The organism is Alteromonas sp. DY56-G5 (assembly GCF_041414725.1).
In the GTDB taxonomy this organism is placed as follows: domain Bacteria; phylum Pseudomonadota; class Gammaproteobacteria; order Enterobacterales; family Alteromonadaceae; genus Alteromonas; species Alteromonas macleodii.
In genome coordinates this window covers 17,257-33,290 of record NZ_JANHZQ010000045.1, presented here as the reverse complement: position 1 = coordinate 33,290, position 16,034 = coordinate 17,257, and the positions used below count along the sequence as shown (strand labels likewise).

At 54.1% G+C, this 16,034-nt stretch carries 11 protein-coding genes; 3 read left to right on the top strand and 8 right to left on the bottom strand.

All coding sequences use genetic code 11. The features are described from left to right. The first annotated feature begins 170 nt into the window (after positions 1-170). Both NO989_RS17835 and NO989_RS17830 read left to right on the top strand, forming a co-directional pair. Positions 171-1,598: an IS4 family transposase gene (locus tag NO989_RS17835; RefSeq protein WP_186832464.1), complete on the top strand. Its 1,428-nt coding sequence runs from the start codon at positions 171-173 to the stop codon at positions 1,596-1,598. A gap of 114 nt (positions 1,599-1,712) precedes the next feature. Beyond that, positions 1,713-2,876, top strand: a complete 1,164-nt coding sequence (locus tag NO989_RS17830) for a DcaP family trimeric outer membrane transporter (RefSeq protein WP_250245382.1) — start codon at positions 1,713-1,715, stop codon at positions 2,874-2,876. A 263-nt stretch (positions 2,877-3,139) separates the two neighbouring features. Here the strand turns inward: NO989_RS17830 and NO989_RS17825 are convergent, their stop codons facing one another. After that, entirely contained in the window at positions 3,140-4,189 is a 1,050-nt protein-coding gene (locus tag NO989_RS17825; RefSeq protein ID WP_020743632.1) for a DNA-binding protein, read from the bottom strand. Between the two features lie 205 nt (positions 4,190-4,394). Between NO989_RS17825 and NO989_RS17820 the strand changes: the two genes are divergently transcribed. Continuing rightward, a complete protein-coding gene (locus NO989_RS17820) occupies positions 4,395-5,420 on the top strand; it encodes a tyrosine-type recombinase/integrase (RefSeq protein WP_020743633.1) in 1,026 nt (341 codons plus the stop codon). Positions 5,421-5,436: 16 nt separating this feature from the next. Here the strand turns inward: NO989_RS17820 and NO989_RS17815 are convergent, their stop codons facing one another. The 7 genes from NO989_RS17815 to NO989_RS17785 all read right to left on the bottom strand — a co-directional run bounded on the left by NO989_RS17815 (position 5,437) and on the right by NO989_RS17785 (position 15,746). Further along, positions 5,437-5,763: a YnfA family protein gene (locus tag NO989_RS17815; RefSeq protein ID WP_020743634.1), complete on the bottom strand. Its 327-nt coding sequence runs from the start codon at positions 5,761-5,763 to the stop codon at positions 5,437-5,439. A 14-nt stretch (positions 5,764-5,777) separates the two neighbouring features. Continuing rightward, positions 5,778-6,695, bottom strand: a complete 918-nt coding sequence (locus NO989_RS17810; RefSeq protein WP_020743635.1) for a cation diffusion facilitator family transporter — start codon at positions 6,693-6,695, stop codon at positions 5,778-5,780. 62 nt (positions 6,696-6,757) lie between these two features. Then, on the bottom strand, positions 6,758-9,955 hold the full coding sequence (locus tag NO989_RS17805) for an efflux RND transporter permease subunit (protein WP_020743636.1): 3,198 nt from the start codon (positions 9,953-9,955) through the stop codon (positions 6,758-6,760). A 15-nt stretch (positions 9,956-9,970) separates the two neighbouring features. Beyond that, positions 9,971-11,377 (bottom strand): efflux RND transporter periplasmic adaptor subunit, encoded by a 1,407-nt coding sequence (locus tag NO989_RS17800; RefSeq protein ID WP_020743637.1) that lies wholly within the window; start codon positions 11,375-11,377, stop codon positions 9,971-9,973. Between the two features lie 15 nt (positions 11,378-11,392). Then, entirely contained in the window at positions 11,393-12,631 is a 1,239-nt protein-coding gene (locus tag NO989_RS17795; protein WP_020743638.1) for a TolC family protein, read from the bottom strand. A 17-nt stretch (positions 12,632-12,648) separates the two neighbouring features. Next, positions 12,649-13,065: a hypothetical protein gene (locus NO989_RS17790; protein WP_035458174.1), complete on the bottom strand. Its 417-nt coding sequence runs from the start codon at positions 13,063-13,065 to the stop codon at positions 12,649-12,651. 47 nt (positions 13,066-13,112) lie between these two features. After that, positions 13,113-15,746 (bottom strand): heavy metal translocating P-type ATPase, encoded by a 2,634-nt coding sequence (locus NO989_RS17785; protein ID WP_208923751.1) that lies wholly within the window; start codon positions 15,744-15,746, stop codon positions 13,113-13,115. Positions 15,747-16,034 lie beyond the last annotated feature (288 nt).

Below are 16,034 nucleotides of genomic sequence, written 5' to 3'. Positions count from 1 at the left end.
AGACTTTGGTCTTAGCAGCATACAACTAAGGTTCTACTAGAAAAGTATTACGACTATAGTCTTATGCGACCATTGGCCTGTCTCTTCTACACAAATAATTAGTAAAAAAACGGAACTCTCTTGACTGCCGATGATCTGATCATGCAAATTCATTTACTTCACCATTTTCCATGTCAATTTTTAACCCGAGCCAATGGGCAGCCGATCACTTTCATCATGCTGAGCTAGGTGATAAACGAAGAGCGGCAAGGTTAACCGTCGTTGCTGAACATATGGCGGTTGGCAGCGGCAAATCGGTTGCCAGATCATGTAATGGTGAAGATGCCAAACTCGAAGGAGCCTATCGATTGATCCGCAATGATAATGTTAGCCCATCTATGATCAGAGTCGCCGGTTTTGCTCGCACAACCCAAGCGGTTGAAAATGTGGATGAAATACTTGCTCTAGAAGACACAACAGCCCTGAGTTATAAGCACAGTGTGGCGCCTGAATTAGGGAAATTAGGTAAACCTACAGATAAGTCTCGTGGGTGGTGGGTTCATTCTGTCTTGCTGCTGGATAGCTATACTTCTCGGACCTTGGGCTTGATCCACCAAGATTGGTGGTGTCGACCTGACAATCCCAACGAGGCCGATGAAAAAGAGAGCGGTAAATGGGCCGATGCATCTTATTTTACGCGACAACGCTTGCAGTCTCACATGTCGAGAGTGATCTCAGTGTGTGATAGAGAAGCGGATATCATGAGTTATTTAGCGGATAAACAGTCACATAGTGAACGGTTTGTGGTGCGAGCAAAACATGCCAGAAACCTTGTTGAATCCGAGGCTAAGCTGTTTGAGCACATGGACAGCCATCCCGTTACCGGCGGATACACCATCACCATCCCACAAAAAGGGATGAAGGAAGCCAGTGGTAAAAGCAAGAATCGTCCTTCGCGAACAGCCAAGCTCACTCTCAAAGCCAGTGCGGTGAATGTCAAACATAATGGCAAAGAGCACTCGCTTAATGTGGTGTATGCGCAAGAATGCCATTCGCCCCAAGGTGAAGCGGGTTTATCTTGGATGCTCTTGACCAGTGAGCCGATTGACACGCTGGCGCAGCAACTTCATGTGATTGATATTTATACCACTCGGTGGCGGATAGAGGACTTTCATAAAGCGTGGAAAACTGGCGCGGGGGTAGAAAGATTACGGATGACCTCGCCAGATAATCTTGAGCGAGCGGCCTCTATACTTTGCTTTATCGGTGTGCGGCTACTGCAACTAAGGGAAGTGATGAGTCTGCCAGTCTATCTGAGAAAAAGAGGCAAGGTCGAAGCAGCCCTGGGCATGGAAAATCAAAGCAGCAGCAGTGTTTTTGAGGATGATGAATGGCGAGTACTGATGGCGCTCTACAAGCCAAGGGCGCACAAAGGCAAAGAGGCACCAAATATGAAGTGGGCCTATCAGTCTCTGGCGAAATTAGGCGGCTTTAATGATAGCAAGCGCACGGGAATGGCTAGCTGGACCACGATTTGGGAAGGATGGGATGATCTTCAGGCTCAAGTAAAGGGCTATCGATTAGCCAAAGCCCTTTTTGAAGCCGGAAAAACGCTATGAGATCTGATCAAGAGACAGACCATTGGCTTATTTAATTTTGAGATAATAAGTACACAATCAGCAATGTTAACGTTGAATTTACATTTATTTAACCACTTTTTTGGAACAGACACGATGAAAGCTAAAATAAAAAATACGGCTACAGCAGTAGCGCTGTGCCTAGCAGCATCTACCGGTGCAGCGCAAGCAGCAACAATCGGCGACACAAGTGTGAAATTCACAGGCTACATTAAAGTCGACGCTATGGTCAGTGACTACTCAGATGGCACCATTGCATCGGGTAGCGTAGGTCGCGATTTCTATATTCCTTCACTAACACCTGTTGGTGGCGTTGACGAAGATCCACAATTTGATGCTCACATTAGAACATCGCGATTCCGCTTTGCTACTTCAACACCAACCGCTGAAGGCGATACCATTAACGGTGTTTTCGAGCTCGACTTTTTAGTGACCGATGGCGGCGATGAGCGCATCAGTAACTCTTACGTTCCTCGTGTTCGTCACGCATACCTGACCTACAAAAATTGGTTGGTAGGTCAAACAATGACAACTTTCATGGACGTAGGTTCTTTACCTGAATCTTTAGACTTTGTTGGTACGACTGACGGCATTACCTTTGGTCGTCAAGTTATGGTGAGATATACCAACGGCGGCCTTCAGCTTGCCCTTGAAAACCCAGAATCAACCATTACGCCTTTTGGTGGCGGCGGCCGAATCACAAGTGATGACAACAGCGTTCCAGACTTTGTAGCTGCCTATACGTCAAAGTATGACTGGGGTTATGTTAAAGTTGCGGGCTTACTAAGACAGTTGTCTTACGACAATGCAGCTGGCATTGACGCTGACGAAACCAGCTTCGGAGTATCGGTAACTGGTAAATACAATTTGTCTAATGGCGATGACATTCGCTTCACGTTCAACACGGGTAAAGGTTTAGGCAGATACTCTGCACTAAACGCAGTTAATGGTGCAGTACTTACCGAAAGCGGCGACCTTGAAGCCATAGACTCAACAGGTTACGGCATTGCGTATCGTCACAAGTGGAGCGAAAAAGCGCGCAGTAGCATCATGTTCTCGGCGTTTGAAGCAGACAATGACGTATCATTAACAGGTTTAGCCACCACTGAAAGCACTTATAGCACACGTGTAAACTACTTGTACTCGCCAACTAAAGCGCTAACCGTTGGCGCTGAATACGCTTTCGCAAAGCGTGAAATTGAAGCCGGCCTTGAAGGCGACATGAACCGCTTCCAAGTTTCAGCAAAATACGCATTCTAATACATGCACTAAGTTAAAAAAGAGAAACGGCACTGAGCTCATCAGCGCCGTTTTTTTGTGCATACAGAAAAATAGAATGGCGCGCTACATGAGGGTCGGCAACGATTACTTCATTAAACAGCCAGATGGTCGTTTATTGGTCAGAATCAGATCCTGCGGTTTCAGTCCTCTTGAGTCCTTGCAAGTGTAGGTTTTCGTACAAAAGCGCTAACCTGCCATTTTCCTTGTGGAAGAACCTCCAAATTTGACAAGTTTGACCATAATTATAGCGAACCTTGGAGCTGTTTAAATTGCCCCTGGATCACCGCCTTTTCCTGAAGAATTGCTTTGTTCTCGTCGGTCATATACGTCACTTTATCCTGTGTGGTTTTCAATTCGGTTTTGGTGGCCTCCAAAGCCTGTGATAACACGGCCACTTCCTTATCGACTTCTGCTTTCTGAACAGTGAGAGCAGATATTTTTTCTGCCAATTGCTCATTTTTATGCTGGTTTTTCCGGTTCTTCGTCATGGCGTCTTCAAGGTCGCGTTTCAGCTTCTGGATATCATCTACCTTTCCGTTTAGGTCCCTGTTTAGCGTTGCATTGGCCTGTTCAAGTTTATCGGCATTGTTTTCTAACTGCGCATTGGCATCCAACAGCTCGGACGATCTTGACTCGGCCTGGGTGAGCCGGTGTTGCAGATCCAGGATCTGGTCTTTCAATCCCTGGTTAACCGAACGAAATTGTTCGCGCTCCTGTTGACGATCTTCGGCTGTTCGCTGCTGGTAATGCTCGAAATGGTCACGGATATCCCGGTTTTCCTGCTTGAGTTCCGTGACGGTTTCTTTCAAATCGGCGGTCCGGGCAATAGCCTCGTCCCGTTGCATCTCTGCCTTGGTCAGGTTGATGCGTGTATCTTCCAGAGCCTGAGTTTTCTGGTCTACTTCGTTGGTAAGTTGCCCGATCTGGATTTCTAAATCTTTCTGGCGGGCAGTGAGCTGCGTAATCGCGTTGCTGGCGTCGTCGAGCTTTTTCCGGAGATCTTCATTCAGCCCTTTGAACTCCTGTCGGGCCTGCTCGATGCGGTGGTCGGCCATCTGCTGCACTCGTTCGTGGAGAGATTTCACGACCTCCACCAAGTCGCTCGGGAGTCCATTGGTATCGGCCGCGTCCCCGTTATCGGAACGCCAGCGCTTGAGTAGTGGCGCGATCGTGCTTTTGCTGCCGGTGCCCAAATGTTCTCGAACCCGATCCACCGTTGGCTCCTGGCCTTGAGCTTTGATGGCTTCGGCGGCTTTGGCGACATCGTGATATGTGACTCCGGCGCGGGCCATAGGAATTTCCTTTCAGATTATTTAATACCGTATTACGTAACACGTAATATAACATAATTATATAGCTTTTAAAGACGATTTGAATTTATAATATTAACCTACGATAATGCTCATTATCGTAGGTTAATGGATTGAGCCATAAATTTTCGACTTGTAACACCGGTACATAGCCGCCTTTTGGGTGACATCGAAGGAAATCCTATTCATGAACAACAAACCACCAAAACAGGCTAACGACTTGTCATTACGTAATGAGGATTCGACCCTGGTTGAACGCCAGGAATCCGAGTCATTGCGGCAATACCTCCAGGCAGCGACGTCCGACAACACGCGTAAAGCCTACCGTTCGGCCATTCGGCAATTTGAAAAATGGGGTGGTCGCCTGCCCACAGACCGGGATACTGTCGTCCGGTACCTGCTGGGCAGAGCCGAATCGCTCAACACCCGGACCCTGGATCTGCACCTGACCGCCATTAGCCAATGGCACCATTACCAAGGACTCATTGATCCGATAAGTGATCCGTTGGTCCGCAAAACCATGGAAGGCATCCGTCGCACTCATGGTCAGCCCAAGCGCAAAGCCAAGACACTGCGTCTGGAGCACATCGCCGAAATGGTGAATCACATGCGGCAACTCCCAGACAGCAAAAAAAAGCACCGGGACATTGCGCTGGTATTAACCGGCTTTTTTGGGGCTTTCCGCCGCAGCGAACTGGTTGCGATTCAAACCAGTGATGTGAATTGGGAGCCGGAAGGTCTGATCATTCGGTTGCCTCGCTCCAAAACCGATCAGCAATCAACGGGGTTGGTTCGTGCTTTACCTTTTGGGGCTGAAAGTTGTTGTCCGGCTACAGCGATCGAAGCATGGATTAGAGTAGCTGGTATCAATGAGGGCCCCCTCTTCAGGCCCATCAACCGCTGGGACCATGTTCAGGAAAGAGCGCTGAATCCAGGGGCGGTAAACGATCTTCTCAAAACCTTGGGCAAGGCCTGCCAGTTCGATTTTGCACCCGACTTAAGCAGTCATAGTTTTCGTCGCGGCCTCTCTACCTCGGCGGCACGGGAGCGCGTGGACTTTGAACTGATTAAAAAGCAAGGAGGCTGGAAAAGTGATGCTACCGTTTGGGAGTACATTGAGGAAGGACAGCAGTTCAATAATAACGCATCAATCATTCTGATGGAAAAAATGAGCTTGTTGCTGAACGCTGAATCCCTAAAAAAGGGAAAGTAAATCCGCAGGATCGAAATCATCTCGGCGCAAACATGATAATGCCCATCCCTAACAAGGTGATGGCCACGCCTACAAAATCCCACAGATGCGGGCGAATCCCATCCACACCCCACAACCACAGTATGGCCACCGAAACATAGACGCCGCCATAGGCCGCATAAACCCGGCCCGCTGCGGTTGGATGAAGAGACAGTAGCCAGGCAAACAGCGCTAGGCTGAACGCTGCCGGCAGCAAAACCCATGCGGATGCCGACTTCTTCAGCCAGAGGTATGGAAGATAACAGCCAACTATTTCCGCAATAGCGGTGATGATGAACAAACCGAGCGTGGAAAGTATGGACATACGAAGTTCTCTTGTTAGTGCTGATCCGTTTGGCTGGGCACGGGTTGATCCCGGCAAGCTTCTTCGGTCAGCTCGATTTCAATTGTGGTGTGAGCCAGCGGGTATTGTTCGAGCGCCATAGCAATGGATTGTTTGATGGCGCAGTATTCGTCAGGACCAAAAACTCCCTCGTGATCCACTACGATATGGGCCGTCAGTACATGCTGTTCACCATCCAGGGACCAGAGGTGCTGGTGATGAATTCCGCTGATGCCATCAATGCCAATTAGTGTTCGCCGGATCTCCTCGTGAAGCGCCTTATCTGGAACAGCCTGAAAGAAAAGCTTGCAGGTTACCCAAAGATTCCGACACACATTAAACAGAATAAAGAGAGTAAACCCCACCGATAACAATGGGTCGAGAATAGGCCAGTCGGCAAACTGCAAAACGATTGAAATAATCAGCACTGCCACCCACCCCAGCACATCTTCCAATAAATGCCAGTTCAATACCTTTTCGTTCAGCGTATTTCCCTTGCTAAGGCGATAAGCAGCAATACCGTTGACGGTGACGCCCAGAATCGCCAGCGCTAACATGCCCTCGGTGACGGGCATCACTGGATTGGCCAGTCGGGGAATTGCTTCGCCTAATACCCACAGCGATCCGGCAATCAATACCAGGCCGTTGATCAGGGCGCCGAACAGGGACAACCGCCGGTAGCCATAGGTGAATTCGGTGTCGGCGGATTTACGTCCCAGCCGGTTCAGGAACCAGGCGCTGCCAATGGACAGACTGTCGCCCAGATCGTGCACCGCATCGGCCATGATAGCCGTGCTGTTGGTGAGCCAGCCGCCGATGAATTCGATGATGGTAAAGCCCACGTTAAGAAAGAACGCCATTGCTATGCGGCTTGCACTTTCATCTTTGTGGTGTGAATGATCGTGTTGATGCATGAGCAACCCTTACACAATAAATGTACCTGCCCTGACCGTAACGATAAGGGCAGGCACAACGTTTATGCCATGTCGCTTAACTTGCCTTTTGAAAACCAGGCAAACAGCACCGGCAATACAAACAGCGTCAAGAACGTAGCGGTTACCAACCCGCCCACGATCACACTCGCCAGAGGCTTTTGGATTTCTGCGCCGACACCATTCGACAGCAGCATGGGGATCAGGCCCAGTGCCGAGGTAATAGCAGTCATCAACACGGGCCTTAGCCTTGAAACCGCTCCATCAAACACCGCATCCGATACTTTAAGGCCGTCCGCAATCCGTTGATTGATGCTTTCCACCATGACAACGCCATTCAGTACAGCGACCCCGAACAGGGTGATGAAGCCCACTGAGCTGGGTACCGACAGATACTGGCCGGAAATCCAGAGTGAAAACACGCCACCAATCACCGCCAGCGGGACATTCACCAGAATCAGCATGGCCTGGCCAACCGAGGCAAAGGCAAAATAAAGCAACAAGGCAATTAATCCCAGCGAAACCGGCACCACCAGTGCTAAACGCTTTTGCGCTCTCTGCTGGTTTTCAAACTGGCCACCGATATCGACGGAATAGCCGGTGGGCAGGTCCACTTGCTCCACAATCGCCTGACGAATATCGGCAACCACGCTGCCCATGTCCCGTCCCTGAACATTGGCCTGAATTACAACCCGACGCTGCACGTCATCACGACGTACCTGCGGTGGTCCAGATGCGATACTGACTTCCGCCACATCCCCTAGGCGTACCCAGGCACCTGACGGGGCCTGTAAGCGCAGGTCGGCAATGGTTTCACGGTCTTCGCGAAACCGCTCGGCGAGCCGCACGTAGATGTCGTAACGCTCGTTGCCATTGATGATCTGGCCGGCACTGGCACCTCCCAGCCCTTCGCGTACCAGCTCCATCACGTCGCCCACGGCCAGACCGTAACGGGACAAAGCTCTGCGGTTCGGCTTCACCACCAGTTGAGATTCACCGGCGATCTGCTCCATGGCCACATCGCGCGCCCCTTCGATTTCTTTCACTGCGGCCTCAATGGCCTGGCCCTTTTCGGCCAGCACGGCAAGATCGGGACCAAACAACTTGATGGCCAGCTGCGCTTTGACACCTGAGAGCAACTCGTCCACACGGGTTGCGATGGGTTGCGAGAAGTTGAACAGTAAGCCCGGGTGTTGCTCCAGTTTCTGTTCCATCAATGACTGGAGTTCATATCGGTTGTCTGCACTGGTCCATTCCGGCACCGGTTTAAGGCCAATATAGATCTCGATGTTATTCACCGGCTCAGGATCGCCGCCGATTTCAGCCCGGCCAATGCGCGACAGTGCATAGGTTACCTCTGGGAACTCCATCAACTTGGCCTCCAGTTTGGGGGCCACTTCCAGCGCGGTATCCAGACTGGAAGAAGGCGCCAGGGTGACGCGCAGATTAATGGTACCCTCCTCCAGTTCAGGCACGAATTCGGTACCCAAGCGGGGCAGAACCAACGCGGCCGCTACCACCATAATGGCAGCGATACCCACCACCACTTTGCTGTGTCCCATCGCCCAGGCTAAACCTTTACGATAGAGCAGATCGAGCGGCTTCAATACAAAGCTCTCGCGTTGGCGAACCCTCCTGCGAAAGAGATAGGTTGCTAGTGCAGGCACGATGATCAGGGCCACCAACACCGCCGAGAGCATGGCGAGCATGATACTGATGGCCATGGGTTGAAACAGTTTGGCTTCGACACCTTCAAAGCTGAACAGTGGCATGAAGACAACCAGAATAATGGCCGTGGCAAAAAAGATGGGGCGAGCGACTTCCTTACCGGCTTCCTGCAGGCGCAAGGCAATACCATGACGGTCGTGGGCCGCATCAACAGGGTCCACGTCATCGGAATCCACCCGCGATTGTCTCTGGGTATCATGTTCAGCATCCGGGTGCGTCAGATGTTTAAACATGTTCTCCACCATTACTACGGAGCCATCCACCAACATGCCAATGGCGACCGCAATCCCCCCCAGCGACATCAGATTGGCCGACAATCCGAACCAAGCCATCACCATTAAAGCGATTCCAATAGATATCGGGATGGACATCAACACCAGAAAGGTGGCGCGCAGGTTCATCAGGAATAGCGCAAGGATCACGACGATGAAAATAAACGCCAGCAGCAGGGCATTGACCACGGTCTGTACGGCCTGGGTGATCAAATCCGCCTGATCGTAAAATGCCTCGAAGCGAACACCTTCCGGTAATGCCTGGTTAATACGCTCAATGCGTGCATTGACTCCATCAATGGTGGCCTTGGTGTTGGCCCCCATGCGCTTGAGCACGATGCCGGACACCACCTCGCCGAGATTCTCCACCTTGTCGTCGGCGTTCTTGCGCGTCATGGTCACCGCGCCCTGACGGATCTCACTGCCCAGGGCCACTTGCGCCACGTCGGACACGGTGATCGTAGTACCGTCCACGGTTTTCAGTGGCACCTGACGGATCTGTTCCAAGCCCTTCTCACCATGATCCAGCCAACCCGTACCCCGGATCACCAGTTGCTCCTGGCCCCGGTTCATATACCAACCGCCGACGTTGGTGTTGTTGCGCTCCAGTGCCATCATGACGTCGTCCTGGGTCAGCTCGTAGGCCAACAGTCGGGACGGGTTCAGGTTTACCTGGTACTGACGCACCTCACCGCCGAACGATAGCACATCGGTCACACCCTCGGCCGGAATCAATAGCAGCTTCACCACCCAGTCGTTCAAACTGCGCAATGCCATGGCATCGAAACCGGCATCGGGTTCGGCCACGAGAAGATACTGATAGACCTGACCCAGACCGGAAGTATTCGGGCCCATTTCCGGCGTGCCGACGCCATCGGGGATCAGCTCCTTGGCAGCCTGAAGCCGCTCAAATACCAGTTGCCGGGCAAAATAGATATCGGTGCCTTCTTTAAAGACTACGGTGACGCCGGACAGGCCGGTTTTGGAAATGGAGCGCACCTCTTCCACATCCGGTAAGGCGTACATCACGGCTTCGATGGGATAGGTAATAAGCTGTTCCACCTCTTCGGCAGCCAGCCCCGGTGCTTCGGTATTGACAGATACCTGCACGTTGGTCACATCCGGAAAAGCATCCAGATTCAGTTTTGGAATAATAAAAACGGCACTGACCGTTAGTGTGATCAGGGCTATCACCACCAGCAATCGGTTGATGACCGCCCAATCGATAATTCGGTTAAACATGGGGTCTCCTACTGCTTAGTGGTTATGGGGGTCAAAGCCGCCCTTGGCGATCTGAGAGGCAACAAAGAAAGCGCCCTGAGTGACGATGCGAGCCCCCGGACCGACACCGCTAATTTCACGTAGCGGCCCGAGCGCTCGACCCAGCTTCACCTCCACTGGCTGGAATTCGCCAGGATGGTCTTCCACGAATACCGTCCAATCTCCGTCTGCGCCGCGCATCAGTGCGGTTTCGGGTACCGCCAGCACGGGTCTTTTAGTCTGGAATCGGAAATACACCTCGGCGAACTGGCCGGGGTGCAGGCGGTGTTCCGGGTTATTGACCAACAGGCGCACGGTACGGGTACGGGTGATGGGGTCAATGGTGTGCGCCTCCTGAGTGACCTTGGCGTTTACACGGACATCCCCAGCCACCACTTCCGCTCTTGTTCCCGCGCCCAGCGTCAGGGAGAGATCGGCGGGCAGGTGGGCCTCCACCCAGAGTTGCTTTTCATCGGCCAACGCAATCAAGGGCGCGCCCGCCTCGATGCGCTGCCCCTGCTCGAAATCATCTCTAAGCACCGCGCCGTCAATCTCGGCATGCAGGGTATACTCCCCTAATGCAACAGATTGCTGAGAAGCGACCAACGCTTGCAAGTCCGAGGCGGAAAGGCCGTAGGCCAGCAGCGTCGCCCGGGCTGCCTCCAGGCTGGTTTTGGCCGTGATGTAACGCTGTTCACCCACGGTTTTGCGCCCAAGTTCCTCTACTCTTTGCCATTCAGGCCAGGCCGTGCGGTAATTGGCTTGTGCCTGCGCCACGGCTTCACTGAACAGAGTAACCAGCGGCTGACCCTGTTCGACGTGATCGCCCAGGGCGACATGGCGGCGCAGCACCACGGAAGGCACCCGGGGCGATACTCGGTAACTGGTGTAACCGTTGGAAAGGATCTCCCCCGGTGCGTAAAGCTGATAATCGACCTTTCTGGGAGTCAGTGGGTTGATCTGAATATCGGCCAGGGTCATTTGCGCCGGGTTCAGTGACGCAGAAGCAGCTTCTTGGTGACCTCCATGCCCACCATGATCACCGTGGTCACCGCCCTCGCTATGCTCTTCATGTCCGTGTTCTGAGCCGGAGTTGTGCTCGTCGTGGGCGCTGTGTTCATCATGATTTTCGTCGCCATGATCATCGTGCGCATCCTTGTGATCACTATTGACGTCCTCGCCGTGTTCCGCGTGGCCGTGCTCGGTGTCAGGCTTATGGTCATCATGCTCTTCATGGTTTTCCTCACGATGATCGTCATGATTATCCTGTTCGCTATGGGGTGCCGCCGTTATCGCTTTTTCCTGCCCATGCTCACGTGCATGCTCAGACTCAGATTCTTTGGCGTGGCTGGCGGTTGCGGTCGCAAGACCCGCCACCAAGATGGCTACCAGTGTTTTATTCATGTTTATCATTCCTGTTTAATTCGTTGACGCGGTCGATGACTTTATTGCGTTGATCAGGTGGCCCGATTGCTGAAGTGCTTCGGTGAGCGCAAGCCGTGTCTGCTTTTCCAGCTCAATGCCTGCCAGCAGGCTTTCGGTGCGTTGATTCAAGGCCAGCAGATAATTAGTGGTGGACAGATCACCCGTGCGCCATTGCCGTTTCAGCAGTTCGGCGCTGTTCTCGACCCGACCCTGAACAACCTCTTGCCAGCGGCGATATTGCTGTTCAAAGCGCTGCCAGGTGGCCTGTGCAGCCTGCCAGTCAAAGCGCTGCTTGCGGTAGATAGCCTGAAAACGAGCCTCGGCCTCCAGCGCTATGCGTTCGGTGGCGCGAGTTTCTGCACTGAAGTTGTTGCGGACATTCAACGGGATGGAGAAGGTCAGCCCGACAACGCTCTCTCCACCATCACGACCGGAATAGACGCCAAAGGTGGGCTCCGCCTTGGCGGTACGCCGTGTCACTTCAGCTTCCTCCTTCAGCGACTGCCAGCGGGCGTGGGCGCTGGCTACGGCCGGGTGTTGCAGTAACTCCTGATCCGAGGTCAAGTCTGGCTGGGAGGGCCAGAAATCATCAGGAATGCCGCCTCGCGTGGGCGCCCATGCGGGCAGCAGCTCGCGAACCCGGATTTCGGCTTTCTGTATCGCGGCTTCGGCCTCGGCAACCTGAGCCAGCTGCTGTGACAGGGACAGAAAGGTGAGTTCGGCATCGATGCTGCCCAGATCACCTGCCTGCTGGCGCTTATCCACCTGTTCGAGCAAGGCGTTAAGTTGCTGCTGTTGCGCTTGGGCAATGGCGGCGGCGCGGTTGGCGGCATGCCACTCCACCAGTGCGGCAAGCGCCTCGGCGGTTTTGTCCAACACTTGTTGCTGGTACAGCGCTTCGGCGGCGCTTCGCATAAAGCCCGCCTGCTGCCGTCTTGCACCCCGTCTGTCCCACCAGTCGATGGTCTGCTGAACGCCGACCCGGTAGTTGTCTTCCTCTCCATTACGCTCCAAATCGGTGGACAGCTCCGGGTTGTAAAGCGGCTGCTCCAGCGCATCGGCGCTGGCGTTGGAGCCCAGCAATTGCTCGCGGGCGGCAAGCACCTCGGGGTGTTGTTGTATCTGGGAGGCGAGCCAGGCGCTCCAACTCGATGTCTCTGCGTAAGCAAACATGGGCAGAAAAAGCACGCACGCGCCCAGCAAGGCCCGTCTGGGCCAGTCAAATCGTCTCATATTGATGCTCCTGAAATTCAGCGTGCGACGGTTTGGTCGTGCACCGGATTTTGCCGTTGTTGGGGTTCATCCCGGTGAAAGGCGACCTTTATTACGGTATCACCAGGCAAGGCGGGGAGCTTTGCAGAAAAACGCACGCCGCCCTTGCGTGATGCGCGTCTGGTGAGAAGGCGCGGTGAGTAATCAGTGGTTGTTTCCGCAATCAATTCGTTATCAGCAGACCAGGCTGCGATGTCTACATGGCCTCGGGGAAGGCCGTAGCGCAGGTGAGCATCCATCCGTCCGAAGACGGTCAGCTCCGCGGCGGTATGGTTCACGGTCACCTGGCGGAAATGCCAGCGTTGGTTGTCGGTATTGACGACTTCAATTTCAGGCAAGCTGTTTTCGGCCTGAGCGGAATTGACAAGCGCGAGCCCAATAGCGATCTGTTTCATGATGTTTCACCCTAAAATAAATACCAATTGTTCGCTGTAACCCAAGGCTACAGAGGCTGATGACCTCCGTTCTGGCCATCGGCTGGCTCTTGGGCACCCTTAAAGCGGAGTAGGCGCAGCGCATTGAGCGTGACCAAAGCGGTGGCACCGGTGTCGGCCAGCACAGCAACCCAAAGGCCAGTGATACCCAGCACACTGGTGACTAGGAACAGGCCCTTGAGGCCAATGGCGAACACTACGTTCTGGTGGATGTTGGCCATCGTCGCGCGGGACAGCGCCACCAGGTGCGCAACGTCCGTGACGCGGCTCTTGAGCAGAGCAGCGTCTGCGGTCTCTAGGGCCACGTCGGTGCCGCCGCCCATGGCGATCCCTACATCGGCGGTCGCCAAGGCCGGCGCGTCGTTGATGCCGTCGCCGACCATCGCCACCTTCGCGTCGCGCTTCAAGTCGTTGACCAGGCGCAACTTGTCTTGCGGAAGCAACTCACTCTCCCACTCGATATCCAGCTTGCCGGCGATGGCCTGCGCAGTTCTCCGATTGTCACCGGTGAGCATGACCGAGCGCACACCCATCGCCTTGAGCTGGGCCACGCCTTCGCGGGCGTCACGGCGAGGTTCGTCACGCAAGGCCAACAGGCCCATGACATTCTTGCTTGCTTCGTCGAACAGAACCACCACCGTCTTGCCACCATCTTCCAGCTTGGCGATTTCCTGCTGGTGCGCGAGGGTCAGCGTGGCCATCTGCCCTGCATGGACGGGCGATCCCACGGCTAGCTTGCTGCCGTTCACGGTAGCGCGAACTGCCTTGCCCGGGATAGCGAATGCTTCGGTGGCTTGTGGAACCTCCACATCGAGGCTCTTGGCGTGGGCAACGATTGCCTTCGCCAACGGGTGATTCGATCCAGACTCGACGGCGGCGGCGAGCGCCAGTACCTGTTGCTGCTTGGATTGCCCGAAAGGCACGACTTCAGTGATGCGCGGCTTGCCCTCTGTCAGCGTGCCAGTCTTATCGAAGGCGACTGTGCGAACGCGACCAATGGTTTCCAAGGCGTTGCCACCTTTAATCAGCAAACCTCGGCGAGTAGCAACAGCCAGTCCCGAGGCAATGGCCGCCGGCGTTGACAAAACCAAGGCGCACGGGCACGCGATTAGCAGCAAAGCAAGACCACGGTACAGCCAAGTGCCCCAATCACCACCCATGGTAAGCGGGGGAACCACGACGATCAGCGCCGCGATGGCCATCACGGCCGGGGTGTAGTAACGGCTGAACTTTTCGATGAAGCGTGCCGTCGGCGCCTTGGAGGATTGAGCTTGCTCGACGAGCTGGATGATGCGCGAGATGGTGTTGTCCGATGCAGCCTTCTCAACCAGAACTTCAAGCACACCGTCGACGTTGATCGAGCCGGCAAATACGTCATCGCCACCGGCCTTTTGACGCGGCACGGACTCCCCTGTGATCGGAGATTCATCGAGACTGCTTTCGCCGCGGAAGATCTTGCCGTCAGCGGGCACTCGATCACCCGGGCGCACCAAAACCCGGTCGTTCACGCTCAGGGAGGCAGCGGGCACTTCGCGCTGCCCACCATTGGCGTCGAGCAAGACAGCAGTTTTAGGCACCAGAGAAGCCAGCGCTTTAATGCCGGCGCGGGCGCGGCCAGCGGCCACACTTTCAAGCAGCTCGCCGACCGCGAACAGGAACACCACAGCAGCGGCCTCCTCGGCCTCGCCAATCACGAGCGCGCCCAGCGAGGCGACAACCATCAGTGTTTCGATGGAGAACGGGGAGCCAGATATGGCCAGCGCGAAGGCTTTGCGCGCGAACGGGAGTACGCCAGCGATCACGGCAGCGGCGAAGATCCATTCGGCATAGCCGGGGATAAATTGAGCAACTGCATAGGCCGAGCCCATGAGAGCTGCTAGGCCCTGCACATGCTTACCCTTCTTCGTCTGCCACCAGCGTTGAGTGATAGCTGAGGGCACGCGGGCAGGCGCGGCAGGCGAGGATCCATCAAGGCGGCGCACGTCGGAGACGCCGAAACCCAGGCTTTTGATGGTCTTCTCGATGTCGCCAATATGTGTAGGACTTCCAGACGCGAGCGTCAGCTCAAGCGTTTCTGCCGTGAAGTTGATGCGGGCATCTGATACGCCCGCCATGCGAGCAAGAGCCGTTTCAATCTTGCCAACGCAGCTCGCGCAGTCCATGCCTTCCACGTGCATCGAAACGTTGGGTGGGTTACCAGGGGGCTCGCGGCGAGCGTGTGAGGTGTGATCATGTCCACTGCAGGAGCCGTGTTCATGCCCGCCGTTTGTCTTTTGCGTGTGGCCGTGCCCATGATCACCGCCGCAAGCGTGACCATCCTTGTGATCTTCGCTGTGGTCATGTGCATGGACCGATTGGCGCGATACGGCCGCAATCGAGAGCGACGACACTGGCAGTTCTTCCACACCGAACCCCAAAGTTTTGATTTTCTTAGCTACATCGCGAGCAGTGAAGCGGCTTTTCAGATTGCGAGTCAACGTCAGCGTTTCACTAGAAAAATTGACTTGCACGTCCGTCAGCCCATCCATTCGGGAAAGGGCCTTCTCGATTTTGCCGACGCAGCTCGCGCAATCCATGCCCTCCACACGGAAGCTCAGCTGCTCCCTAGCCTTGTCCTGGTACTCCGTTATTTCCCTTGTCATATCTACCTCCAAGTTCTCTGAACACTTTGCAAGTTAGGTTCGCCGCACGCCGCACATACTGCTTAAATATAACAAACACATGAACATACATCCATGTGTTAATCATTAAAAAAGAAGGCTGTTGTCCTTCTGTTTACGATCGTCTGTGGTTGTGGCGTGCGGCGTGCGGCGCACGTGCTTACAGTTTCGACACATTTTCAAAATGCAGATTGAATTTTAGCACACATATGAAGATATGTTCAATTATTTAATTCATGAAGTTAGCATGGTTAATTTCTACGCTCACGA